At 69.5% G+C, this 23,311-nt stretch carries 22 protein-coding genes; 11 read left to right on the plus strand and 11 right to left on the minus strand.

Annotated elements, in window-relative coordinates; translation table 11 throughout:
* Window positions 1-30: 30 nt before the first annotated feature.
* On the minus strand, window positions 31-639 hold the full coding sequence (locus BKA15_RS32990; protein ID WP_179757861.1) for a dihydrofolate reductase family protein: 609 nt from the start codon (window positions 637-639) through the stop codon (window positions 31-33).
* A 115-nt stretch (window positions 640-754) separates the two neighbouring features.
* Here BKA15_RS32990 and BKA15_RS32995 point away from each other — a divergent pair, with 115 nt between their 5' ends.
* On the plus strand, window positions 755-1,504 hold the full coding sequence (locus BKA15_RS32995) for a TetR/AcrR family transcriptional regulator (RefSeq protein ID WP_179757862.1): 750 nt from the start codon (window positions 755-757) through the stop codon (window positions 1,502-1,504).
* 149 nt (window positions 1,505-1,653) lie between these two features.
* A complete protein-coding gene (gene glnII, locus BKA15_RS33000) occupies window positions 1,654-2,673 on the plus strand; it encodes a glutamine synthetase (protein WP_179757863.1) in 1,020 nt (339 codons plus the stop codon).
* On the opposite strand, the gene BKA15_RS33005 is transcribed toward glnII, so the two are convergent.
* Window positions 2,664-3,827, minus strand: coding sequence for an erythromycin esterase family protein (locus BKA15_RS33005; protein WP_179757864.1), 1,164 nt, complete (start codon window positions 3,825-3,827; stop codon window positions 2,664-2,666). The genes glnII and BKA15_RS33005 overlap by 10 nt on opposite strands.
* A gap of 62 nt (window positions 3,828-3,889) precedes the next feature.
* On the opposite strand from BKA15_RS33005, the gene BKA15_RS33010 reads away from it, so the two are divergent.
* Window positions 3,890-4,639: a MerR family DNA-binding transcriptional regulator gene (locus BKA15_RS33010; RefSeq protein WP_179757865.1), complete on the plus strand. Its 750-nt coding sequence runs from the start codon at window positions 3,890-3,892 to the stop codon at window positions 4,637-4,639.
* Between the two features lie 10 nt (window positions 4,640-4,649).
* Window positions 4,650-6,137, plus strand: coding sequence for a sensor histidine kinase (locus BKA15_RS33015; protein ID WP_179757866.1), 1,488 nt, complete (start codon window positions 4,650-4,652; stop codon window positions 6,135-6,137).
* A gap of 94 nt (window positions 6,138-6,231) precedes the next feature.
* Here the strand turns inward: BKA15_RS33015 and BKA15_RS33020 are convergent, their stop codons facing one another.
* On the minus strand, window positions 6,232-6,483 hold the full coding sequence (locus BKA15_RS33020) for a WhiB family transcriptional regulator (RefSeq protein ID WP_179757867.1): 252 nt from the start codon (window positions 6,481-6,483) through the stop codon (window positions 6,232-6,234).
* Between the two features lie 281 nt (window positions 6,484-6,764).
* Here BKA15_RS33020 and BKA15_RS33025 point away from each other — a divergent pair, with 281 nt between their 5' ends.
* Window positions 6,765-7,169 (plus strand): hypothetical protein, encoded by a 405-nt coding sequence (locus tag BKA15_RS33025; RefSeq protein ID WP_179757868.1) that lies wholly within the window; start codon window positions 6,765-6,767, stop codon window positions 7,167-7,169.
* A gap of 1 nt (window position 7,170) precedes the next feature.
* Here BKA15_RS33025 and BKA15_RS33030 read toward each other — a convergent pair whose 3' ends face one another.
* The 4 genes from BKA15_RS33030 to galK all read right to left on the minus strand — a co-directional run bounded on the left by BKA15_RS33030 (window position 7,171) and on the right by galK (window position 11,215).
* Entirely contained in the window at window positions 7,171-7,980 is an 810-nt protein-coding gene (locus BKA15_RS33030; RefSeq protein WP_179758852.1) for an amino acid ABC transporter ATP-binding protein, read from the minus strand.
* Window positions 7,981-7,988: 8 nt separating this feature from the next.
* Entirely contained in the window at window positions 7,989-8,945 is a 957-nt protein-coding gene (locus tag BKA15_RS33035; protein ID WP_179757869.1) for an amino acid ABC transporter permease, read from the minus strand.
* Window positions 8,946-9,023: 78 nt separating this feature from the next.
* Complete coding sequence (locus BKA15_RS33040; RefSeq protein ID WP_179758853.1) at window positions 9,024-9,920, minus strand: ABC transporter substrate-binding protein; 897 nt, start codon at window positions 9,918-9,920, stop codon at window positions 9,024-9,026.
* 152 nt (window positions 9,921-10,072) lie between these two features.
* A complete protein-coding gene (gene galK, locus BKA15_RS33045) occupies window positions 10,073-11,215 on the minus strand; it encodes a galactokinase (RefSeq protein WP_312879616.1) in 1,143 nt (380 codons plus the stop codon).
* A 222-nt stretch (window positions 11,216-11,437) separates the two neighbouring features.
* Between galK and BKA15_RS33050 the strand changes: the two genes are divergently transcribed.
* Window positions 11,438-11,701, plus strand: a complete 264-nt coding sequence (locus tag BKA15_RS33050) for a peptidase associated/transthyretin-like domain-containing protein (RefSeq protein ID WP_179757870.1) — start codon at window positions 11,438-11,440, stop codon at window positions 11,699-11,701.
* Window positions 11,702-11,753: 52 nt separating this feature from the next.
* Window positions 11,754-12,725: a zinc-binding dehydrogenase gene (locus tag BKA15_RS33055; protein WP_179757871.1), complete on the plus strand. Its 972-nt coding sequence runs from the start codon at window positions 11,754-11,756 to the stop codon at window positions 12,723-12,725.
* A 238-nt stretch (window positions 12,726-12,963) separates the two neighbouring features.
* Here BKA15_RS33055 and BKA15_RS33060 read toward each other — a convergent pair whose 3' ends face one another.
* Entirely contained in the window at window positions 12,964-13,635 is a 672-nt protein-coding gene (locus BKA15_RS33060) for a slipin family protein (protein ID WP_179757872.1), read from the minus strand.
* A 349-nt stretch (window positions 13,636-13,984) separates the two neighbouring features.
* Here BKA15_RS33060 and BKA15_RS33065 point away from each other — a divergent pair, with 349 nt between their 5' ends.
* Window positions 13,985-14,470 (plus strand): GNAT family N-acetyltransferase, encoded by a 486-nt coding sequence (locus BKA15_RS33065; RefSeq protein ID WP_179757873.1) that lies wholly within the window; start codon window positions 13,985-13,987, stop codon window positions 14,468-14,470.
* A 131-nt stretch (window positions 14,471-14,601) separates the two neighbouring features.
* On the opposite strand, the gene BKA15_RS33070 is transcribed toward BKA15_RS33065, so the two are convergent.
* Window positions 14,602-15,402, minus strand: a complete 801-nt coding sequence (locus BKA15_RS33070; protein WP_218871679.1) for a hypothetical protein — start codon at window positions 15,400-15,402, stop codon at window positions 14,602-14,604.
* Between the two features lie 92 nt (window positions 15,403-15,494).
* Here BKA15_RS33070 and BKA15_RS33075 point away from each other — a divergent pair, with 92 nt between their 5' ends.
* Entirely contained in the window at window positions 15,495-16,094 is a 600-nt protein-coding gene (locus BKA15_RS33075) for a TetR/AcrR family transcriptional regulator (RefSeq protein WP_179757874.1), read from the plus strand.
* 54 nt (window positions 16,095-16,148) lie between these two features.
* On the opposite strand, the gene BKA15_RS33080 is transcribed toward BKA15_RS33075, so the two are convergent.
* Both BKA15_RS33080 and BKA15_RS33085 read right to left on the minus strand, forming a co-directional pair.
* Complete coding sequence (locus tag BKA15_RS33080) at window positions 16,149-20,021, minus strand: multifunctional oxoglutarate decarboxylase/oxoglutarate dehydrogenase thiamine pyrophosphate-binding subunit/dihydrolipoyllysine-residue succinyltransferase subunit (RefSeq protein ID WP_312879617.1); 3,873 nt, start codon at window positions 20,019-20,021, stop codon at window positions 16,149-16,151.
* A 141-nt stretch (window positions 20,022-20,162) separates the two neighbouring features.
* Window positions 20,163-21,170 (minus strand): N-acetylglucosamine kinase, encoded by a 1,008-nt coding sequence (locus BKA15_RS33085; protein WP_179757876.1) that lies wholly within the window; start codon window positions 21,168-21,170, stop codon window positions 20,163-20,165.
* A 176-nt stretch (window positions 21,171-21,346) separates the two neighbouring features.
* Between BKA15_RS33085 and BKA15_RS33090 the strand changes: the two genes are divergently transcribed.
* Window positions 21,347-22,384 carry a carbohydrate ABC transporter permease gene (locus BKA15_RS33090; protein WP_179757877.1) on the plus strand — a complete coding sequence of 346 codons (1,038 nt, stop codon included), beginning with the start codon at window positions 21,347-21,349 and terminating at the stop codon, window positions 22,382-22,384.
* Entirely contained in the window at window positions 22,381-23,295 is a 915-nt protein-coding gene (locus BKA15_RS33095) for a carbohydrate ABC transporter permease (RefSeq protein ID WP_218871680.1), read from the plus strand. Before BKA15_RS33090 ends, BKA15_RS33095 begins: the two co-directional genes overlap by 4 nt.
* Window positions 23,296-23,311 lie beyond the last annotated feature (16 nt).

Raw genomic sequence — 23,311 nt, forward strand, 5'->3', positions numbered from 1 at the left:
GCGGGCGCGTGGCCTTCCGAGGCTTCGGAGTCAGCGCAGCACGCGGTACGTCACATGGGTGACCGTGGTCGAGGCCCGGGCGTACACCTGCTCGAGCTTCAGCGGCGGGACGCCGTCGAACAACCGTGAACCACCGCCGAGCGTGATCGGCACGATGTGCAGCCGCACCTCGTCGACCAGGCCGGCGGCGAGGTACTGATTGATCGTCTCCGGACCGCCCTCGATCGAGATGTCGCGCTCCCCGGCGGCCTCCCGGGCCTGCTCCAGCGCCGCCTCGATCCCGTCGGTGACGAAGTGGTACGTCGTGCCACCCTCCATCGGCTGCGGCTCGCGGGCGTGGTGGGTGAGCACGAACACTGGCCCGTGGAACGGCGGATTGTCGCCCCACCAGCCGTTCCACGGCCGGTCCCACGCGCCGCGCACCGGGCCGAACATGTTCCGCCCCATGATCACCGCGCCGGCCGCCGTGGCCTGATCGAGCTCAGGGCGGTTGTCGTCGGCGTCGTCGAACATCCAGCTGTGCAGCGTGTTGCCCCAACCATCGCCGCCGTCGTCGCCGAACGGCCGTTCCTCGGACTGGTTGGGCCCGGCCGCGTAGCCGTCGACCGAGATCGATTGGTGGCAGGTGATCTTGCTCATCGCTTGCTCCTCCTGGTCATCAGTCCCAGACCACTGTGTCTCAGGGACACTGTGTACTCTAGACACCGTGGGGCGCCGTGGCAATCCCCGATCTCCGACCGACGGATGGTGGGCTGTGCAGGACGAACAGAGCCAGGAACTGGCGGCACTCGAGCTGTTGTGGGGCTTGCGTGAGCCGTCCTCCTTCGGTCCGCGGCGTGCACTCACCGTCCAGCAGCTCGCCGAGGTGTGCGTGCGGCTGGCGGACACCGAAGGCCTGAACGCGGTCGCAATGCAGCGCGTGGCGCAGGAACTCAACTACACCAAGATGTCCCTCTACCGCTACGTCAGGAACAAGGCCGAGCTGATCGCCGTGATGACCGACCTGGCGATCGGTGCGCCGCCCGACCTCGGGCCGCCCGAGGACGGGTGGCGCACCCGCATCGACCGCTGGATCCGGGGCATCCGGGCCACCTGGCAGCAGCACCCGTGGCTGCCGTACGTCAGCGAATGGCAGGGACACGCGGGCGCGATCCGGCCGGTCGCCGGCGACCGGCCGATGGGACCCAACGAGGTCGGCTGGGTGGAGGCCGCGGTCGCAGCCTTCGAGGACACACCGCTGACGGCGCGGGAACGGATGGACTGCGTGTTCCTGCTCAGCGCGCACCTCCGCAGCACGCACGCGATGACCACAGCAGGCGTGCTGCCGTGGACGCTCGACGTTCCGCAGGATCCCTTGCTGGACCGGCTCCGCGACAGCTTCGGCTCCTCCTACCCGGCACTGACGGCGCTCGCCGCGTCCGCCGCCGAACCGGACCACGACGCCTTCACGTTCGGCCTGGAACGCGTCCTGGACGGCATCGAGTTGCTGATCACGCGCCGCTGACCGCTGCCGGGTGGAGGCACCCAAAGCCAACCGGCCCGCATCTCTGCCGTCGTAACGCCGTCGTCATGGAGGAGCAACGGGACCGTAAAAGCCGGCTGACATCGTCGGCGTTGGCCGCCACGGGGCTGGCCGATCCGAGGGGGAGACCGTTGAGTTACAAGGCCGAATACATCTGGATCGACGGCACCGAGCCGAGCGCGCGACTTCGCTCGAAGACGAAGATCCTGGCCGACGGGGCCGAGTTGCCGGAGTGGGGCTTCGACGGTTCGAGCACCAACCAGGCGCCCGGTGACAACTCGGACTGCGTCCTCAAGCCGGTCTTCTCGTGCCCCGACCCGGTCCGCGGCGGCAACCACGTGCTGGTGCTGTGCGAGGTCTACCTCGTCGACGGCACGCCGCACCCGACCAACAACCGGGCCAGGCTGCTGCCGGTCGCCGAGCGGTACGCGGGGCAGGAACCCTGGTTCGGCATCGAGCAGGAATACACCTTCTTCCAGGACGGCCGCCCGCTCGGCTTTCCCGCCGTCGGCTACCCCGCTCCGCAGGGCCCGTACTACTGCGGCGTCGGCGCCGACGAGGTCTTCGGCCGCGAGATCGTCGAGAAGCACCTGGACGCCTGCCTCGAGGCCGGGCTGAACATCTCCGGCATCAACGCCGAGGTGATGCCGGGCCAGTGGGAGTTCCAGGTCGGGCCGGCGGGACCGGTCGAGGTCGCCGACCACCTGTGGATCGCGCGCTGGCTGCTCTACCGCATCGCAGAGGAGTACGACGTCGCCGCCACCCTGGACGCCAAGCCGGCCAAGGGCGACTGGAACGGCGCCGGCGCGCACACCAACTTCTCCACCCGGGCCATGCGGGAGGGCTACGACGCGATCATCACCGCGTGCGAATCCCTCGGCGCGCCCGGCAAGGTCGAGGAGCACATCGCGGGCTACGGCCACGGCATCGAGGAGCGCCTGACCGGTCACCACGAGACCGCTCCGCACGACGTCTACAGCTACGGGGTCTCGAACCGCGGCGCATCGGTCCGCATCCCGTGGCAGGTCGAGGTGGACAAGAAGGGCTACATCGAGGACCGCCGGCCCAACGCCAACATCGACCCCTACAACGTCACCCGCCTGCTCGTGAACACCTGTTGCGCTGCGCTGGAGAACGCCGGTCAGGCCTGACCGGCGGCCAGGTGCAGGATCAGGTCGGCGCCGTCGATCGTCTCCTGATCAAGGGGGAAGTAGCCCTGCCGAGGCGTGGCGTCGGTACGGCTCGTGGCGGCCGGCAGTTCCTCCGGCCGGAGCAGGCCCCAGTCGTTGATCTTGGTCTGCAGGAAGCTCTCGTACGTGTCCGGCCGCGGCTGACCGAGGTCGATCTTCGGGCTGGCGCCGAGACTGCCGGCGACGAAGCCGTAGCGGTCGCCGAGCAGCGGGGCGAGGATCGAGCCGGCGCCCCACCACTCCAGCCGCATCGGGCCCATCTGCATGGTGCTGATCTGCCGTTGCAGGTGGAGGTTGTTGGCGAAGACCAGGGTCGGTCCGCGGTGGGCTTCGAGGGTACGGAGCTCGATCAGGTTCCGGGCCATCATGGCGTCGCGGGTGGCGCACATCCGGTTCCAGCGCGGCTCATCGGCCACCTCGCCTTCGGTCCAGGCCGCGGCCGCCTGCCCGTGGTAGTGCAGCAGCTGCCGGGCCGCGGTCAGCCTGACCTCGACCTCCCGCCAGGCGGCCGCCGAGGACTTCTTGATCAACTCCGGCGCCCGGACGTGGAGGGTGGTGATCAGGTCCTCGGTCAGGTTGCGCAGTTCGTCGGCCTCGGCCGACGCGCCGGGCGACGCCTCGCGGTTCATCAGCGCTGCGGCCGAGTCCCACCGCTCCTCGGGCCCGATCAGCCGGTCGATCTTCGGACCAAGATCAAGTTCAAGATCAAGATAGGCCAGCGCGTGGGCCAGGAAGCGGCGCGGGCTCGGAGCACTCAGGGTCTCGAACGGTACGTCGAAGCCATACCAGGCCAGCCGATCGGCGGGAGCCTGCTCCTGGTTGTGGTCGCGCATCCAGGCGACCAGCTCACGGTTCGCCGGGTGCTCGCCGAAACCGTGGCTGAAGCCCTCGGCCATCACCCGATCAAGATCACCGACCCCGTTCCGGACGAAGTCGTCGACGAGCGTGCCGGCGACTCGATCGGATTCGAGCGCGAGCGAACGGTAGCCGTGACCGACCAACTGCTGGAAGAGACGATTGCGGAGGAACCCGAAGCGGGGCTCGGCGTGGGTCGGTTCGCCGAGGGCGAGAAGCTCCCAGGCCGGGTTCATGAGGTGGTCCAGGGACTGAGTCATGAGGTTCAATCGTATCTTTGAAGGAACGGTTGAAACCTGGTCCCAGATCTGGAGCGGAGCCGATGGAGAAAAGTCTCAAACGAGGCTTACGTCCGGTCGACCTGGCTCGGCGGCACGGCCTGTCCACCCAGGCGGTCCGCAACTACGAGCAGGACGGCTGTCTGCCCGAGGCGGACCGCAGCCCGGCCGGCTACCGCCGCTACACCGAGCTGCACGATGCCGCCCTCGGTGCCTACCTGGCCCTGATCCGCGGTCACGGCCACGCGACCGCTGGAATGATCATGCGGGCCGCCCACGCCGGCGACCTGGACGGCGTCCTGCAGCAGATCGACGAGAGCCATGCCCGGTTGCAGCGGGACCGGGCCACGCTGCAGGCGGTCCGGGACGCGATCGACCTGCTCGCCGGCCAGCGGCCCGAGGCGGCAGCCGTCGAGGGCTCGTCCAGCATCGGTGCGGTGGCCCATCGACTCGGCCTCACCGCAGCCACGGTACGGGCGTGGGAACGAGCCGGCATCCTCGAACCGCAGCGCAACCCGGCGACCGGGCACCGCGAGTTCGGACCGGACGACCTGCGTGACGCCGAACTGGCCCGGCTGCTGCGCCGCGGCGGCGAACGGCTGGACCGGATCGCGACCGTGATCGCGCAGGTCCGCGGCGCCGGCAGTACCGACGCCCTGGTCGCGTCACTGGCCGACTGGCAGGACCGGCTGGTCCGGCGGGGACTGGCGATGATCGCCGCCGACGGGCGGCTGGCGAACTACCTCGACACGCTCCGCCGCGCCGCTGAAAGCGATGTCCGTCCGCGCCACTAAGGTTGCACTCATGCCGTCCATGTCGGAGATCATCGCGGAGCGTACGGGCCTCGGCGATGCCGATCATGCCTGGCTCAAGGCGGTGGTCGCGGAGTGGCAGCTGCTGGCCGACCTCTCCTTCTCGGATCTGGTGCTCTGGGTGCCCGACACGGACGAGAACGTGTTCTGGGCCGCCGCGCAGATCCGGCCCACAACCGGTCCGACCGCGCTGATCGACGACGTGATCGGCGACCTGATCGCGTACTCGCCGGAGCATCTGGTCTCCGAGGCGTACCTGAGCGGCGAGATGACCCGGACCAGCGAGGGCAAGCTGCAGGCGGGCATCCCGGTCGACGTGCATGCGCTGCCGATCCGGCGCGGTGACCGGGTGATCGCGGTGATCGAGCAGCACACCAGCCAGCTCGGCGTCCGCGCCCCGAGCTCGCTGGAGCAGTCCTACCTGAAGACGGCCGACGACCTGGCCCGGATGATCGCCGACGGCGGCTTCCCGATCCCGGACGAGGGCGACGACGCGCTCGGCCCGCGGGTGGGGGACGGGTTCATCCGGATCGATATCGAGGGATTCGTCGAGTACGCCAGCCCGAACGCCCTGAGCGCGTACCGGCGGTTCGGCCTGATCGGCGACCTGGAGGACGAGAACCTGGCCGAGCTGACCGCCGACCTGGTCCCGGTCCCGGACCGGCCGGTCGACGACTCCTTGCGCTCGGTGCTGTCCGGCCGGAGCGCCCGCCGGGCCGAGGCGGTGGCCGGCGACGCGCACATGCTGCTCCGGGCGCTGCCGCTGACCCGGGGCAAGGAACGGCTCGGAGCGATGGTGCTCTGCCGCGACGTCAGTGACCTACGGCGGCGGGAGCGGGAGCTGGTGACCAAGAACGCCACCATCCGGGAGATCCACCACCGGGTGAAGAACAACCTGCAGACCGTTGCGGCGCTGCTCCGGATGCAGGCCAGGCGGATCGACGCGCCGGAGGCCAAGGCCGCGCTGGGGGAGGCGATGTCGCGGGTGGAATCGATTGCGATCGTGCACGAGGCGCTCTCGCAGACGTTCGACGAGTCGGTCGACTTCGACCGGGTGGTGGACGGGGTGCTCAAGCTGGTCGGTGACGTCGCCTCACCGGACGGCACTGCGGTGGCCACCCGCGAGGGTTCGTTCGGGGTGATGACCGCGACGATGGCGACCAGCCTGTCGATGGTGATCACCGAGTTGTGCCAGAACGCCGTCGAGCACGGCCTGGCCGGCCGGACCGGCGTGGTGATCGTCCGGCCGACGCGGCGGCCGGCCACCAAGAGCGCGGCGGGCGAGCTTCAGATCGAGATCCTGGACGGCGGCGTCGGCCTGCCGGAGGGATTCGACTGGCGCTCCTCGCGGAGCCTCGGCCTGTCCATCGTCAACACCCTGGTGGCCGAGCTGCGCGGGACGCTCGAACTGGGCTCGAATCCCGACGGGACCGGGACCCGCGCCAGCGTCGTCGTACCGCTGGATCAGCCGGCCCGCTAGCCGGTTTATCACTGGCTGGGAAGCACGTAGTCAATGCTGGGAAAGCAAAAGCGCCGGCGTTGAGCCGGCGCTGTGTGCCCTGGGGCGGTCCGTCTCAGGCGGTACGGATCCGGGCCCGTGCCGCGCGGCGCTTGAGCGCACGACGTTCGTCCTCGCTCAGGCCGCCCCACACTCCGTGGTCCTGTCCGGCCTCGAGGGCCCACTGCAGGCAGGCGTCCTTCACGTCGCAACGCCGACACACCTGCTTGGCCTCCTCGATCTGCAACAGGGCAGGTCCCGTGTTGCCGATCGGGAAGAACAGCTCCGGATCCTCGTCCAGACAAGCCGCCTTGTGGCGCCAGTCCATGGCGTCCTCTCCTTACCAGGGGTCCTGCTGGACCCGCACGTCTCATTTGATTTGGGCCGGCGGTCCACGCGAAACCGTGCCGATCGTTCAGCCCGACGTCAAGACTTTCAACTTCGAAGCATCTTTACAAGGGTTTCCCCGCGTTGGCTGCCTCACATTTCACGCACGTTACAGCCGGGGGAACCGGACACTTCCCGCCGCAGCGCCTCGGTCGGTACGACTGTAGGGGAACACCCAGCCTAGGTAAACCCCCAAAACGCCGCAGGCCGTAGAGTTTTCCGGTGCTCGCCAACTGGTTCACCCGGGATCGCCTGACCCTCGTCGTCGCCGCGGGCCTCCTCGGCATCGAGGCGCTCGGCGCCGCGGCCTTCGCCATCTTCGAAGCCACCCAGATCAGACTCGACCGGGTCGTGGTCGGTGCCGGCACCGCCGTGCTGTTGTTGGGGTACGCGGCGCTGCTGGGCGCGGCGGCGCGCGGCGTGTTCCTCGGCCGGCGCTGGTCCCGCGGGCCGGCGGTGGCCACCCAGCTGCTGCACCTGCCGGTCGCCTTCAGCTTCTTCGGCGGAGTGACCGCCTGGGTCTGCTATCTGCTGGCCGGGCTGTCCCTGGTGGCGCTGGTCTGCCTGGTCGTACCGCCGTCCACCCGGCACTTCCTCGCCGAGGATCCGCAACCGCCGGCCGAGTGACTCACGACTCCAGGATCTGGGTCAGTTCCGCGTCGTGTGCCGCCTCCGCCTCGGCCTGTTGCTTGACCCGGCTCAGGAAGGTACGGGTCCGTTCCTGCGTCGGCTTCAGCAGCACCTGCTCGGGCGTACCCTCCTCGACCACCACCCCGCCGTCCATGAAGACCACTCGGTCCGAGACCTCGCGGGCGAAGCCCATCTCGTGGGTGACCACGATCATGGTCGTGCCGTCCTTGGCCAGGTCGCGCATCACCGCGAGCACCTCGCCGACCAGCTCCGGGTCCAGGGCCGAGGTGGGCTCGTCGAACAGCATCAGTTCCGGCTGCATGGCCAGCGCCCGGGCGATGGCGACCCGCTGCTGCTGGCCGCCGGAGAGCTGCGCCGGGTAGTAGTCGGCCCGGTCGGCGAGCCCGACCCGGTCCAGCAGGTCCAGCGCCGCCTTCCGTGCCGTCGGCTTCGGCATCCGCTTCACCTGGATCGGTGCCTCGGTGATGTTCTGCAGGGCGGTCTTGTGCGGAAACAGGTTGAACCGCTGGAACACCATGCCGATCCGGGACCGCTGGCGGGCGATGTCGCGGTCCTTGCGGACGTAGAGCCGGCCGTTGCGCTCCTCGACGCCGATCAGTTCGCCGCCGACCCAGATCCGGCCGCCGGTCAGGATCTCCATCTGGTTGATCAAGCGCAGGAACGTGGTCTTGCCGGAGCCGCTCGGACCGAGCAGGCAGACCACCTCGCCGGGATCGACGGTGAGGTCGACGCCCTGCAGGACGACGTTGTCGCCGAACGCCTTGGTGACGTTGACGGCCTCGACCAGGTGCTCGCTCACAGGCCGCCTCCCGCCATTCCGGCCGCGGCGCGCGGCGCAGTCGTACCGAAGCCGCGACCGAACCGCTTCTCCAGATAGGACTGGCCGATCATCAGCACGCTGGTCGTGACCAGGTAGTAGAGCGTCGCGGCCACCAGCACCGGAAAGGTCTGGTACGTCCTCGTGCCGATCGCCTGCAACTGGAAGAACAGCTCGGTGCCGACCGGGATGGCCAGCAGCAACGAGGTGTCCTTGAGCATGGCGATCGTCTCGTTGCCGGTCGGCGGCACGATCACCCGCATCGCCTGCGGCAGCACGATCCGGCGCATCGCCTTGGCCCGGCTCATCCCGAGTGCCTGGGCGGCCTCCAGCTGGCCGCGGTCGACGCTGAGGATGCCGGCCCGGGCGATCTCGGCCATGTAGGCCGCCTCCGAGGCAGCCATCCCGATCACACCGCCGAACAGCCCGACGAAGAGCACATTGGCATCCAGCGTGACGAACCGCCAGCTGCCCTCCAGCCCGAGCCAGTCGATGATCAGCCAGTCGAACGGAACCCCGAGCGAAAGCCCTTGCTGGAAAAGGATCCCGAGCGCTCCCATGATCGTCAGCAGCACGTAGCGGGGGATCGCGCGGAAGAACCAGGTGTAGGCCCAGGAGACCGCCTTGAGCACCGGGTTGTCGGACAGCCGCATCATGGCCAGCAGCACTCCGACGGCGATCCCGATGATCATCGCGAGCACGGTGACCAGGATGGTGCCCTTCCAGAACCCTTCGATGACAGGGTTCTGGTTCATCGCCTCGAACACGAACGGCCAGTTGAACGCCGGGTTCGTGAACACCATGTGCAGGAACATCGCCACCAGCACGGCGATCACGGCGATCGCCACCCAGCGCCACGGGTGCCGGACCGGTACGGCCTTGATCAGTCCGGGCCGGTCCTCCGACGCCTTCGTCTCGGCCGGGGTCGCGGTCATGTCGGGGCCCCCGCGAAGTTGTTCGGGGGAGCGCAGCGGAGGAGAAGAACTTCGTGGGGTGACATGATCGACTCCCGATCAGGGGTTGACGGCGAAGTCGTCGATCGCGCCGTTCTCAACGCCCCAGGTGCTCAGCGCGGCCTCGTACTGACCGCTCTCCTTGAGTTGCTTGAGCGCCTCGACGATCGCCTCGCCGAACTCGGTCTGCTCCTTCGGCAGGACGTAGCCGTAGGGCGCGGACTCGTACACCTCGCCGAGCGGGTCGAGCTTGCCGGCCGCCTGCTTCACCGCGTACGCCGTCACCGGCGAGTCGGCCAGCATCGCCTCGGCCCGTCCGGTGACGACCGCGTTGGTGGCCTGGTCCTGGCCCTTGAAGGACAGGATGTTGATCTTGTTGTCGCCACACTTCGCCTGCCGGGCGGGCAGATCGTCGGTCTCCTGGACGGTGCCGGTCTGGACCGCGACGGTCCGGCCGCACGGGTTGTTCAGGTCGAAGCCCTTCGGGTTGCCGGCCAGGGTGGCCCACTGGGTGCCGGCGGAGAAGTAGCTGACCATCGTGACCTGCTTCTTGCGCTCGTCGTTGATCGTGAACGACGAGATGCCGATGTCGTACTTCTTGCCCTGGACGCCGGTGATGATCGACGTGAAGTCGGCCGGCTGCCAGTCGGTCTTGAGGCCGAGCTTCGCAGCGACGGCGTTGAACAGGTCGACGTCCATGCCCTGGATCGTCTTGCCGTCGGCGGCCAGGAACTCGTTCGGGGCATAACTGGCGTCGGTGCCGATGACGATCTTGCCGGCGGACTTGATCTTCTCCGGGACCTTCCCCGCGAGCGCCGGATCGGCGGCGATCTCGGACGGCGACTGGGACGGCGGCTGCCCTTCGACCGGCGGCTGATCCAGTGAACTCGATCCGCAGGCGGTGGCGGCCAGCAGCGCCAGCGATGCGGCCAGAACGAGCAACTTTCCTCGGGTCATCACGAGATTTCCTCCTCCTCGTCCCGGTTTGTCCTCGAGAATCACTCGCGGACCGGGTGTTTCCGCATCCTGCCACGCCAGCCCGGGTTCCGTGACGCGGCACCGCGAGTGGAACCCAATCGCAACACCTCGGCCGCGGCGGCCGTTGCGGCTCAGTGCAGGCGGCGCGCGCCGGCCGAGGGGACTCCGACGAAGTGCTCCGGAGCGGCGTGACCGGCGTCGGCGAACGCGGCCCCGATCCGCTCGGCCACGGCATCGGACGTGCCCACCGGGACCAGCGCGATGATGCAGCCGCCGAAGCCGCCGCCGGTCATCCGGGCCCCCAGCGCGCCGGCCTCCCGGGCGGTCTCGACGGCCAGATCGACCGTCGGCACGGTGATCTCGAAGTCGTCCCGCATCGAGGCGTGCCCGGCGTCCAGGATCGGCCCGAGATCGGCCAACCGGCCCTGCTCCAGGACGGCGACGGCCTCCAGCACGCGGGCGTCCTCGGTCACCACGTGCCGGACCCGGCGGCGCAGCAGGTCGTCGTCCAGCCGGGCCAGCGCCGCGTCGAGGTCGGTCACGTCCCGCAGGGCCGGGACGCCGAGCCGCTCCGCCGCCTGCTCGCAGCTGGCCCGCCGCTCCGCGTACTCGCCGTCCACGTGCGCGTGCGGCGTGTTGGTGTTGAGGACCAGGATCTCCAGGGCCGGATCGGCCAGCGGCACCTGGCGTACCGAGTGGTCGCGGCAGTCGAAGAACAGCGCATGGCCGGCGATGCACAGCGTCGAGGCGGCCTGGTCCATCAGCCCGGTCGGCGCGCCGACGAACTCGTTCTCGGCCTTGCGGGCCAGGATCGCCCGCTGCAGCGGCTCGATCTCGAGGTCGTTCAGGTCGGCCAGCGCGGTCAGCATCGCGCACTCCAGCGCGGCCGACGAGGACAGCCCGGACCCGAGCGGTACGTCGGAGCCGAGCGTGAGGTCGGCACCGGAGACCCGGTGGCCGGCCTCCCGGAGCGCCCAGACGACGCCGGCCAGGTAGGCCGGCCAGCCCTTCATCCCGGGCCGCAGGTCGGCGGCCTCGAACACGGCGGTGTCGCCGGTGTTGACCGAGGTGACCGACCAGGTGTCGTCGGTGCGGGGCCGGGCCGCGATCGTCACGTGCTGGTCCAGGGCGAACGGCATCACGTAGCCGTCGTTGTAGTCGGTGTGTTCGCCGATCAGGTTGACCCGGCCCGGCGCCACCCAGACCCCGGCGGGTTCGGCGGAATAACCGGTACGGAAGGCGTTGACCACAGCTTCGTCGCGTTGCTCGAGCACGGGACGAAACCTTACAAGCCGCTTCCCGGCCCGGCCGGAGTGACCTCGTGCAGCGACTACTCTGGCGCCGCGCGCCCGTGCTGACAGCGGGCGGCGCCGGCGGCGGCCACGTGCTTCAGGACGCCGAACCGACCACCACTGACCTCGGGGGAGAAGCCGGTGATCGCGGAGCAGACAGCAGTCTCTGTGTTGCCCTGGCAGGCACAGTCAGGGACCGGAGCGGTGGTCGGACGCCTCTGGCTCTCCGGCGGAGCGGCGTTGGCCGTGGTGTCGATCCTGGCCCGGAATCCGGCGACCGGTGAACGGGTGACGGGTGCGACGACGGATGCGACCGGCTGGTTCGGTGTCGCGGATCTCCGGCCGGGCCTCTGGTTGATCGAGGCGGACCTCCCGCCGGACGTCGTCGGCAAGCGGCAGGACGCGGTGGAGGTGACCGAGGACGGGGTGGTCGAGGCCTCGCTCTCGCCGTTGCTCCACCGTCGCTGAGCCCGGACCGGGCCCAGCCGCCCGGAAGCCTTCGTCGTCCTAGGCTGAGCAGATGCTCGCCGCCTACGCCGCCCGGCTCGATCCTGACGACCCGCTCGCGGCGCTCCGCGTCGATGATCTTGAACTGCCGGCGCCGCCGTCCGGCTGGGTCCCGGTCGAGGTACGGGCGGCGGCGCTGAACCACCACGACGTCTGGTCGCTGCGCGGGGTCGGGCTGCCGGCCGAGCGGCTGCCGATGATCTTGGGTTGCGACGCCGCCGGGACGACCGAGGACGGTCGCGCGGTGATCGTGCACGCCGTGATCCGGGATCCGTCGTTCACCGGGCCGGACGAGACTCTCGATCCGCGGCGGTCGTTGCTGTCCGAGCGGCATCAGGGGACGCTGGCGGAGCGGGTCTGGGTGCCGCCCGCGAACCTGATCGACAAGCCGGCCGAACTGACGTTCGCCGAGGCGGCGTGTCTGCCGACCGCCTGGCTGACCGCGTACCGGATGCTGTTCACCAGCTCGGGGCTGCGGCCGGGCGAGACCGTGCTGGTGCAGGGTGCCGGCGGCGGTGTGGCGACGGCGTTGATCATGCTGGGCCGGCACGCCGGGCTGCGGGTCTGGGTCACCTCGCGCGACCCGGAGCGCGGCGAACGTGCCGTCGAGCTCGGCGCGGACCGTGCTTTCCCTTCCGGAGAACGACTTCCGGAACGGGTGGACGCGGTGATGGAGACCGTCGGCGCGGCGACCTGGTCGCATTCGATCAACGCGCTGCGGCCCGGTGGCACCGTGGTGATCTGCGGTACGACCTCGGGGGCGGAACCGGAGTCTGCGGAATTGACCAAGATCTTCTTCCGGCCGCTGCGGGTACAGGGCTCGACCATGGGCACCGCCGAGGAACTGCGCCGGCTGGCCGCGATGCTGGTGACCACCGGCATCCGGCCGCCGATCGACCGGGTCCTTCCATTGGGTGAGGCGAGCGAGGGGTTTGCGGCCATGATCGACGGCACGGTGTTCGGCAAGATCGTGATCGAGCCCTGACCTCGGCGGCATCGCCACCCGGGCCGCGTGGCGCTTCCGCAGCCCCGGCCGCCAAGTCGCCCGGGACGTCCTGCAGCGCCTACTCGGGACCACTCTGAGGAGAAGCGGCGCAGCGTGACCTTGTCGCGAAAGCTCTTGAACTCGAGCGCTAGCGGGCCTCTGAAGCGCTTTATCAGTTCAAGAGAAGAGAAATCGCGACCCCCCGCACGCCGGCACCACCGAGGCTCCCTGGCCGCGATCACTCCTCGGCGGCGGCCTCGGCGGCCGGGACGGAGCCCAGAACGATCTTGGTTCCGTACGGTGCGGCCTGGATCATCCGCAGCATCGCGAGCGCCGGGTGATCATCGAGCAGCTTCGCGCCGTTGGCCATCGACCGCAGCGCGGCGGTCTCGGCCCGCGCCGCCTCCAGTTGGGCCTGCGCCCGCTGCCGGGTGGTGATCACCTCGGCGTAGGCATTGCGCAGCTCGGCCGGGACGATCACGTCCTTGATCACCACCTCCGCGACGGCGACGCCGAGCGGCTGCCCGGCGGCGACTGCCGCCGCGGTGAGCGCCTCGGTGACCCCGGAGCGGGCCGGGCCGAGCAGGTCGGCGACCTCGACATCGGCCAGCCGCTCGCGCAGCGCGACCTGCACGGCGAGATAGACGAACGAGAACGGCTCGTTCGCTGCCTGCAGGTAGGCCGCGGCGTCGGAGACCGCCCAGCGGACCGTCGCGCTGACCTTGACCGTCACACCGTCGGAGGTGAGCACCTCCTGCGGAGCCGTCTGGGTCAGCTGCTGCCGTACATCCACCGGCACGTAGCGGGACCGGCGGGTGCGCCGGTACCGGCCGGGCTCGAGCACACCGATCAGCCGGCCGTCGCGGTAGTGGACGACGCGCTGATCCGGCTCGACCGTGATCATGAACATGGGTGTCACCTCCCGGTGCTGCTTCTGTTGATCTTCGTCGTGTCGTGGACTTCCTCGGCGGTGCCGGCGGGGCGGGGCGGCCGGTCGCGGGGACGGCACCGGTCCGGCTTTCGCCGACGAAGGGGCTCGCGCCCGACCCGGTCCGCCCGCAGAGCAGCCGTCCGCCTGGTCCGCCGCGCCGACACCTTGGAGGAATCGAACCTCAGCATTTGGAGTGCTGTACCAGGAAAGAGCTCGGGTACGACACGCGGAATCTTGATCGGCACACCCATCCGTCACCGCTGATCCGAGCCGCCGATCACTGTACGGCCATGGCTGGCCAAGGGCGAATGCATTTAGTTTGGGGTCCATGATCGAGATCCGGCCGGCCGCGGCGGGGGAGACCGCCGCGCTGGTCGACTGCCACCTCGCCTGCTGGCGCGAGGCCTACCGGGAGTACGCATCGGAGGCATACCTCGCGAACGTGAGCGGCGGCCGCTCGGCCCGGATCTCGTACTGGACCACCAAGATCGACAACGGCCGTGCCCCGTGGCTGGCCCTCGACGACGGCGAGGTGATCGGCCTGGCCGACGCCGGCCCGACCGAGGACGACGACCTGCGCCCCGGCCTGGAACTGTTCATGATCTACGTCCGCGCCGCCCACTGGGGCGCCGGCGTCGGTCACCGCCTGCTGGAGGCCGCGATCGGCGACCAGCCGGCCTCCCTCTGGGTCCTCGACGGCAACGACCGCGCCGTCGGCTTCTACCGCCGCCACGGCTTCCGTCCGGACGGCGCCCGGAAGCTCCACCCCGGCTTCCGCCGCCCGATCATCCGGATGATCCGGGGACGATCATGATCGAGATCCGCCGCGCTCTGCCATGCCGCCTGGGTCCGTCGCGTTCACTGACTGTGACGCTTCCGACCACGAAATCGCGCGCCGAAACCGGACGGAATCGTCACAGTCGAGGACCTGCTGGAGGACTCCGCTCATGCGAGGGCGTAGGGCGGGCCGGGTTGGGCTCCGGTGCCTTCGTGGGCGGCGATCCAGGAGTCGTGCAACCACATCTGGGTGCCGCGCCGCCCCTGGTTGGAGTCCCAGGTGATGTCCCGCTCGTAGGTGAGGATCTGGGCGTCCGGACCGACGATGACCCAGGCGTAGCGACCGTCGTCGTGGTGCAGCTTGACCTTGATCCCCGAGACGGTGTGGGCGATGCCGTCGCGCAGCGTGATGGCTTCGTCGTGCTGATCGACCCATTCGACGCTGAGGCCGGCGGCATAGTCCGGCGCCACCCGTTGCAGGAACCCAAGTGCGGCCTCCCGGGCGGCCTCCTCGTCGGGCAACTCTGCGCCGGCTCCGCCCGCGAGCCGGGTGAAGCCGAGGATGGTGCCGGAGTCGTCGAGGACGAGGCTGGCGTGCGGGCCGCCGAGCCGATGGCCGTCGGGCTGGTGCCGGATGACGGTGACGGCCCGGTCGTCGTGGCGTTCGAGGCGGACGTCGACGATGTCCCAGCCGGTCGGGACCTCCAGGCCGGTGTCGCGCAGAGCATCGGCCGTGCGCCGCTCGGCCGTCCGTGACGCGTCCGCCTCGCGCCGTTCGGCCTCTCCCTGGGGTGTCGGCCGGGCGGTCGGCGGCGGGGTGCCAGTGGCCGGGCGAAGCTGAGCGAGGTCGGACTGGGACGGCGCGGGTACGGCCCCGTTGCCGACCGTGGTCGCGGCCACGGCGGTGCCGGCAGCGGCCAGCACGGCGATGGCGAGGCCTCCGACGATGAGCGGCTTCAGATCTGGCATGGCGTCTCCTCCAATTTCCAACGATTGCGTTGGATATGACCGTAGCGCGCTCGCCCACGGTTTACAACGCCAGCGTTGGATATGCTCCGGGCATGGCCTGGAACACCGAGGAGACCAAGCGCCGGCTCAAGGACGCGGCGGTCGCGGAGTTCGCCGCGCACGGCTTGGGCGGCACCACCATGGAGCGGATCGCGCGCAAGGCGGGCGTGAACAAGGAGCGGCTCTACCACTACTTCGGCGACCGGGACCGGCTGTTCGCCGCGGTGCTGGCCGACGAGCTGAACAAGGTCGCGGCGGCCGTGCCGCTGGATCGACTGGACGGTCCGGCAGCGGTCGCCGACTACGCCGCGGCGGTCTACGACTACCACGCCGAGCATCCCGAGCTGACCCGGCTGCTGCTCTGGGAGGGACTGCTCGACGCGCCCCGGGTGCCCGACGAGGAGTCCCGGACCGAGTACTACCGCCGCAAGGTCGCGGCGTTCGCCGAGGCGCAGCAGCGCCGGGAGATCACCGACGAGATCGCCGCGGCCGACCTCGCGTTCCTGGTGCTGGCGCTCGCGGGCTGGTGGTACGCCGTGCCGCAGATGGCCCGGATGATCCATGCCGACGCGTCGGCCGACGCTGCCAGCCCGAGAGAAGCGCTGATGCGGTCGGCCAACCAACTGGCCTCGCCCGGGCCCAACGCCCGGTGAAACACCGAGACCCCTTCGCCTGCGCGAAGGGGTCTCGTCGTCAATCTCGTTGTGTCAGTGCGAGGTGGAGAGGGCCGCCTCGAACAGGGCCTTCTGCTGCACCTCGTGTTCCTTCGCCGACCCGACGGACGGGGCGGAGGAGGCGGGGCGGGCGACCGAGGTGAGCCGGACCGGGCGGTCCGGGGTGGCGTCGGCGATCGCACCCGGCAGGTTCATCGCCATGTAGAACCAGGCGCCCTGGTTCTCCGGCTCCTCCTGCACCCAGCGCACGTCGTTCGCGTTCGGGTAGCCGGCCAGCGCCCGGGCGACCTCGTCACCCGGCAGCGGGTAGAACCGCTCCACCGACACCACGGCGACCGAGTCGGTCAGGCCGCGCTTGTCCCGTTCCGCCATCAGCTCCCAGCGCAGCCTGCCGGAGCACAGCAGCACGGTATGGACGCTCGCCGCGTCGCTGATCGACGGATCGGAGAGCACCGGCTGGAACGTGCCGCTGGTGAAGTCGGCCGGATCCGAGGTGGCCGACTTCATCCGCAGCATCCGCTTCGGCGTGAAGACGATCAGCGGGCGGTGCCGCTCGCTGAGCGCCTGCTGCCGGAGCAGATGGAAGTAGCTCGCCGGCGACGACGGGTACGAGACCGTGATCGCGTCCTCGGCGGCCAGCTGCAGGTAGCGCTCGATCCGGGCCGACGAGTGGTCCGGGCCCTGGCCCTCGTACCCGTGCGGCAGCAGCAGCACCACGCCGGACTTCTGGGTCCACTTGGCCTGGCCGGACGTGATGAACTCGTCGATGATCGTCTGCGCGCCGTTGGCGAAGTCGCCGAACTGCGCCTCCCAGAGGACCAGCGCCTCGGGCCGGGCCACCGAGTAGCCGTACTCGAAGCCCATCGCCGCGAACTCGCTCAGCAGCGAGTCGAAGACGGCGAACTTTCCTTGATCATCATCGAGGTTGCGCAGCGGCACCCAGGCCTCGCCGGTCTTGCGGTCCATCACCGCGGCGAACCGCTGGACGAACGTGCCGCGGCGCGTGTCTTGCCCAGTCAGCCGGACCGGCCGGCCCTCCAGCAGCAGTGAGCCGAGCGCCAGGATCTCGCCGGTGGCCCAGTCGATCGGGCCCTGCGTGATCGCGGCCGCGCGGCGCTGCAGTTGCGGCAGCACCTTCGGATGCACGGTGAAGCCGTCCGGCACGTTGGTGTGCGCGTCGGCGATCTTCTTCAGCGTCTCCAGGCTGACCGCGGTGCCGTGTTTGGCCGCCGACTTGCTCGGGTAGACCGGCACCCGGCGGTACGGCTCGTCGTGCGGGGCCTCGGCGCCGGCGTTGCGGACCTCGGCGAAGACGCTCTCCAGCCGCTCCTGGAACCGGGTCATCACCTGCTCGGCGTCCTCGACGGAGATGTCGCCGCGGCCGATCAGTGCCTCGGTGTAGAGCTTGCGTACCGAACGCTTCTTCTCGATCAGGTCGTACATCTTCGGCTGCGTGAAGCTCGGGTCGTCGCCCTCGTTGTGGCCGCGCCGCCGGTAGCAGATCAGGTCGATCACGACGTCCTTGTTGAACGCCTGCCGGAACTCGAACGCCAGCCGGGCGACCCGGATGCAGGCCTCGGGATCGTCGCCGTTCACATGGAAGATCGGCGCCTGGATCATCCGCGCCACATCCGTGCAATACATGGACGAGCGGGACTCGGTCGGCGAGGTGGTGAAGCCGACCTGGTTGTTCACGATGATGTGGATCGTGCCGCCGGTCCGGTAGCCGCGCAGCTGGGACAGGTTCAGCGTCTCCGCCACCACGCCCTGGCCGGCGAACGCCGCGTCACCGTGCAGCAGCACCGGCAGCACCGGGAACTCGCTGCCGCGGTCGAGGATATCCTGCTTGGCCCGCGCAATCCCTTCCAGGACAGGGTTCACAGCCTCCAGGTGGGACGGGTTCGCGGCCACCGAGGTCTTGATCTTGGCCCCGCTCAGCGCGGTGAACTCGCCCTCGGCACCCAGGTGGTACTTCACGTCGCCGGAGCCCTGCACGGTCCGCGGGTCGATGTTGCCCTCGAACTCGCGGAAGATCTGCGCGTACGACTTCCCGACCACGTTGGCCAGCACATTGAGCCGGCCGCGGTGCGGCATGCCGACGCAGACCTCGACCAGACCGCTGTTCGCGGCCTGCTCGCAGACCTCGTCCAGCAACGCGATCGTGGACTCGCCGCCCTCGAGGCTGAACCGCTTCTGCCCGACGAACTTCGTCTGCAGGAACGTCTCGAAGATCTCCGCCTCGTTGAGCTTGTCCAGGATCCGCAGGTGCTCCTCACGGGGCAGCGACTCGTGCGGCCGCTCCACCCGCTCCTGGATCCAGCGGCGCTGCGACGGCTCCTGGATGTGCATGTACTCGATGCCGATGGTGCGGCAGTACGCGTCGCGCAGGATGCCGAGGATCTTGCGCATCTTCATCCGGCTCTGGCCGCCGCCGAACGAGCCGGTGGCGAATTCGCGGTCCAGGTCCCACAGGGTCAGGTCGTGGCTCTGCACGTCCAGGTCGTGGTGCGACCGGAGCCGGTACTCCAGCGGGTCGGTGTCGGCCATCAGGTGACCGCGGACCCGGTAGGCGTTGATCATCTCCAGGATCCGGGCCTGCTTGGAGACCTGGTCCTCGTGCTCGGAGCTGACGTCCTGGGCCCACCGGATCGGTGCGTACGGAATCCGCAGGGCGCGGAAGATGTCGTCGTAGAAGTCGTCCTCGCCGAGCAGCAGCGCATGCATCCGGCCCAGGAACTCGCCCGACTGGGCGCCCTGGATGACCCGGTGGTCGTACGTCGAGGTCAGCGTCATGACCTTGGACACGCCGGTCTCGTTGAGCCGCTCCGGATCCGCGCCCTGGAACTCGGGCGGGTAGTCCATCGACCCGACGCCGATGATCGCGCCCTGGCCGCGCATCAGCCGCGGCACCGAGTTGTTGGTGCCGAGCGTGCCCGGGTTGGTCAGCGTGATCGTGGTGCCGGCGAAGTCCTCCAGCGTCAGCGAGTTGGACCGCGCCTTCTTGACGACCTCCTCGTAGGCCGCCCAGAACTGGGCGAAGTCGAGGTTCTCGCAGTTCTTGATGCTCGGCACCAGCAACTGCCGGGTGCCGTCCGGCTTCGGCATGTCGATGGCCAGGCCGAGGTTGACGTGGGCCGGGACGACCAGGGTCGGCTTGCCGTCGACCTCGTCGTAGGCGTTGTTCATCGACGGCAGGCTCTGCAGGGCACGGACGATCGCGTACCCGATCAGATGGGTGTACGAGACCTTGCCGCCGCGGGCCCGGCGGAGGTGGTTGTTGATCACCACGCGCTGGTCGATCAGCAGCTTCACCGGCAGCGAACGGACGCTGGTCGCGGTCGGCACGGACAGCGACAGGTCCATGTTCTTCGCGGTCCGGGCGGGGGCGCCGCGCAGAATGGTCCGGGTCGGCTCGGTGGCGGCGACGTCGGGCCGGTTGGACGGGTTCGGCGGATCGGCCGGCAGGCCGCCCTGGCTGCCCGGCTTGCTCGGCCGGACCTCCTTGGTCTGGTTCGGCGGCTCGACCTGGGCCGCCCGGGCCCGGGGAGTCGCGGCCGACGGCGGCGAGGCCGGGGCGGGGGTCGCCGGCACCGTGGGCACGGCCGGGGCGCTGTTCACCGGGGCCGGTGCCGCGGGGGCTGGGGTGGGGTCAGCCCGGCGCGGGCTGGGTTGCTGCGCGGCCTGCTGGGACTGATGTCCGTTCGACCGCGACGCGAAATACTCTTTCCAACTCGGGGCGACCGAATTCGGATCCTCGCGATACTGCTCGTACATCTCCTCCAGCAGCCATTCGTTGGCTCCCACGTCCTCTGCCGTGGCCTCGACGTCGAGGTCGGCTGACTGACTGCGGCTGGAGCCGCCCGCAGCGGGCGATCCGGTGGATGATTGGTCTGGCCTGGTGGCCACTGTCGCCTTCTTCCGTTGCAAACTGTCCCGCGGCCATCGTCTACCGCGGTGTCGTCCCTAAGGCTACCCAAGAATATGGACCAGGGAGACGGGTGGTACGCACGTGTTGCGCGACGGGTCCGGAGCGGGTCGCCGGCAGCCTCAGCCGGACCGGTCGCGGGCCGACGCGAGCAGTCTTCGGTGCAGGTCTCGATCACTCCGGGCCGCCGCCGGTACGGCGAGCCAGGCGGCCCCGACGACCCCCGGTCCGGCCTCGTGCAGCGGGTTCTCGTACCGCTCGGACAGCAGCGCCCGGAGCCGGCTGCCGACCGGCGTCGGCCGCCCGGCCGGACCCGGCTGCAGCACCGACCCGGCCAGCACGATCGGCAACGCCGGACCCGGGTCCAGCCGGCCGAGGGTCGCCGCCAGCACCTCCGCGGCCCGGTCGGCGATCCGGGCTGCCACCGGGTCCACGTCGGCCAGCTCGGCGACCAGCGTCGCGTACTCCGAGAGCTCCCGCGGCGGCCTGGCGTAGCCGGACCGGATCAGCTCCGAGGCTCCGTACTCTCCGCCCGGGCCCGGCTCGACCTGGGTCCGGACCAGGTCCAGGATCGCGTCGCCGAGCGGGCCCAGCTCCCGGCCGGCCTCGAGGTCGGCGAGCGTCGCCCGGACCGCTTCCCGGCCGAGCCAGAAACCGGAGCCGTCGTCGCCGAGCAGCCAGCCCCAGCCGTCCCGGCGTTCGTCCAGGACACCGGACCGGATGATGCCGGCCATCGCTCCGGTCCCGGCGATCAACACGCAGCCGTCGGGTTCGGGGGAGCCGGACGCGTAGGCGACGGCGAGGTCGGTCACGACCTCGAGCGGCGGCCGGCCGGCGAGGATCGGATCCAGGGCGGCGCGGGCGAAACCCTCCGGGTCGGCGACGCCGGTGATCCCGGCCAGGCCGATCACGACTCCGGCCACGGTCGGAGTGCCGCCGAGCCCCTGGCCGGCGGCGGCCAGGGCCGCGTCGGTCACGCGGCGGATCTCGGCGCCGGCGCTGTCGATCCCGACGGCGTTCGGGTTGGCCGGCCCGCCCGTGACGACGGCCAGGAAGCGGCCGGTCAGGTTGGCCACGCCGACTCTGCTGGAGGTTCCGCCGATGTCGGCGCCGATGATCACCGCGGTCACGCCCGAATCCTTGCCGACCAGCCTGCGTCCGAAGTCACCGGGGTCGTCCGGTGCGTCGCCGTGACCCGAAGGATGCGCTCAGGTAACTTCCAGCCCGGATCACGAGAATCTCTGCGGTGAGTGTGCTTAGGTAGCGGAAATACCCGTCTGAGGGCAAGGCGACAGGGGAATCAGGCATGGCCGACAGCGGCAATCAGGTCGCGGTGCAGTCGGGCGGCAACGCGGCCGTCGCGCCCGCCCGCCGGCCTGCCGTCGATCCGATCGGGCGGTCCCGGCAGCGCCGGTTGAAGCTGGTGCAGAAGTACGTCTTCGTCGGCTCCTTCCTGATCTTGCCCATGATCATCTTCCTGATCTTCGTCGTGTCGCCGTACGTGCAGGCGTTCTATCTGGCGCTGACCGACTGGACCGGTTACTCGCCGACGTTCGAGTTCATCGGTCTGCAGAACTTCGCGGCCCTGTTCGGCTTCGGCGACTTCAATCCGGACCGGGTCTTCTGGGCCGGTCTGCGGAACAACATGATCCTGCTCCTGGTGGTGCCGTTCATCTCGATCGCCATCGCCCTGTTCTTCGCATCCATGCTGAACCTGTCCGGCAGCACCAAGGCCGGCCAGCTGCGCGGGGTGACCGGCGCCGCCTTCTACCGGGTGCTGTTCTTCGTGCCGCAGGTGGTCTCGGTGGCGGCCCTGGCGATCATGTTCCAGCAGGTCTTCCATCCGGGCGGCCTGCTCAACTCCCTGCTGCGTCTCGTCGGTGTCGCGAGCCCGCCGTCCTGGCTGGCCGATCCCAACACCGCCATGCTGACGGTGATCATCGTCATGGTCTGGATGAACGTCGGCTTCTACATGGTCTACTTCTCGGCCGCGATGTCGAGCATCCCGCGGGAGCTGCTCGAAGCCGCCGCCATCGACAAGGCCAGCCGGGCCCAGACCTTCCTGCGGATCACCCTGCCGCTGCTGCGGTCGTCGATCATCACGGCCTACATCTATCTCGGCGTGCTGTGTCTGGACGCGTTCGCGATCGTCCAGTTGATGACGATCGGTCCGGGCGGGCCGAACGAAACCACGACGGTGATGGCCTTGTCGATCTACAAGAGCTTCAAGGAACAGGGCCAGTTCGGGTACGCGACCGCGCAGGGCGTGGTCCTGTTCCTGATCACGATGGTGTTGGCGGCGCTGACCCTGCGGGTGACCCGGCGAGAGCAGGGGGAACTGTGACCACGACGCAGGTGACGCAGCTGCGGACCGAGACCGCGCCCAAGATCAAGGGCGAACGCGGCCTGACCGCGGTGACCCAGGTGATCTTGATCATCTGGTCGGTGATCATCGGGCTGCCGATCATCTGGGTGCTGATGTCGTCGGTGAAGACCGACGCCGAGATCTTCGTCGACTCCTGGCGGCCGCCGCAGGCGCTGCAGCTCGACAACTACCTCCGGGCCTGGAACGAGGCCCAGTTCGGCACCTACTTCCTCAACTCGCTGATCGTGGTCGGCCTGTCGACCTTGATCGTCATGGTGCTCGGCGCGATGGTCTCCTACGTGCTGGCCCGCTACCAGTTCGTCGGCCGGCGGGCGCTCAACCTCACCTTCATCGGGGCGATGGCGCTGCCGATCTTCCTGGCCGTGATCCCGCTGTTCGGGGTGATAAAACAACTCGGCACGAGCATGCAGGCGTCCGGTTTGCCGTTCGGGCTGCTCGGCACCTATCACGGCCTGATCGCGGTCTACGTCGCGTACGCGATGCCGTTCACGGTCTTCTTCCTGACCGGCTTCTTCGGCAGCCTGCCCGGCGAGTTGAGCGAGGCGGCCTTCATCGACGGCTGCGGTCACTTCAAGACGTACTTCTTCGTCATGCTGCCGCTGGCCCGGCCCGGCATCGTCAGCATCACGATCTTCAACGCGGTCGGGCTGTGGAACCAGTATCTGCTGCCGCTGTTCCTCAACAACGACAACCCGGGCCTCTATGTGGTGACCCAGGGACTGGCCAAGCTCGCGGGGGATTCGCAGTACGGTTCGGACTTCTCCGGGTTGTTCGCCGGGCTCGTGATCAGCATGGCGCCGGTGCTGATCCTGTACGTGATCTTCCAGAAGCAGATCCAGGCCGGGATGACCGCCGGCGCGCTCAAGTAACTTCTCCGACATCGAA

Origin of the sequence: Microlunatus parietis (genome assembly GCF_013407955.1) — a bacterium.
Classification (GTDB): domain Bacteria; phylum Actinomycetota; class Actinomycetes; order Propionibacteriales; family Propionibacteriaceae; genus Microlunatus; species Microlunatus parietis.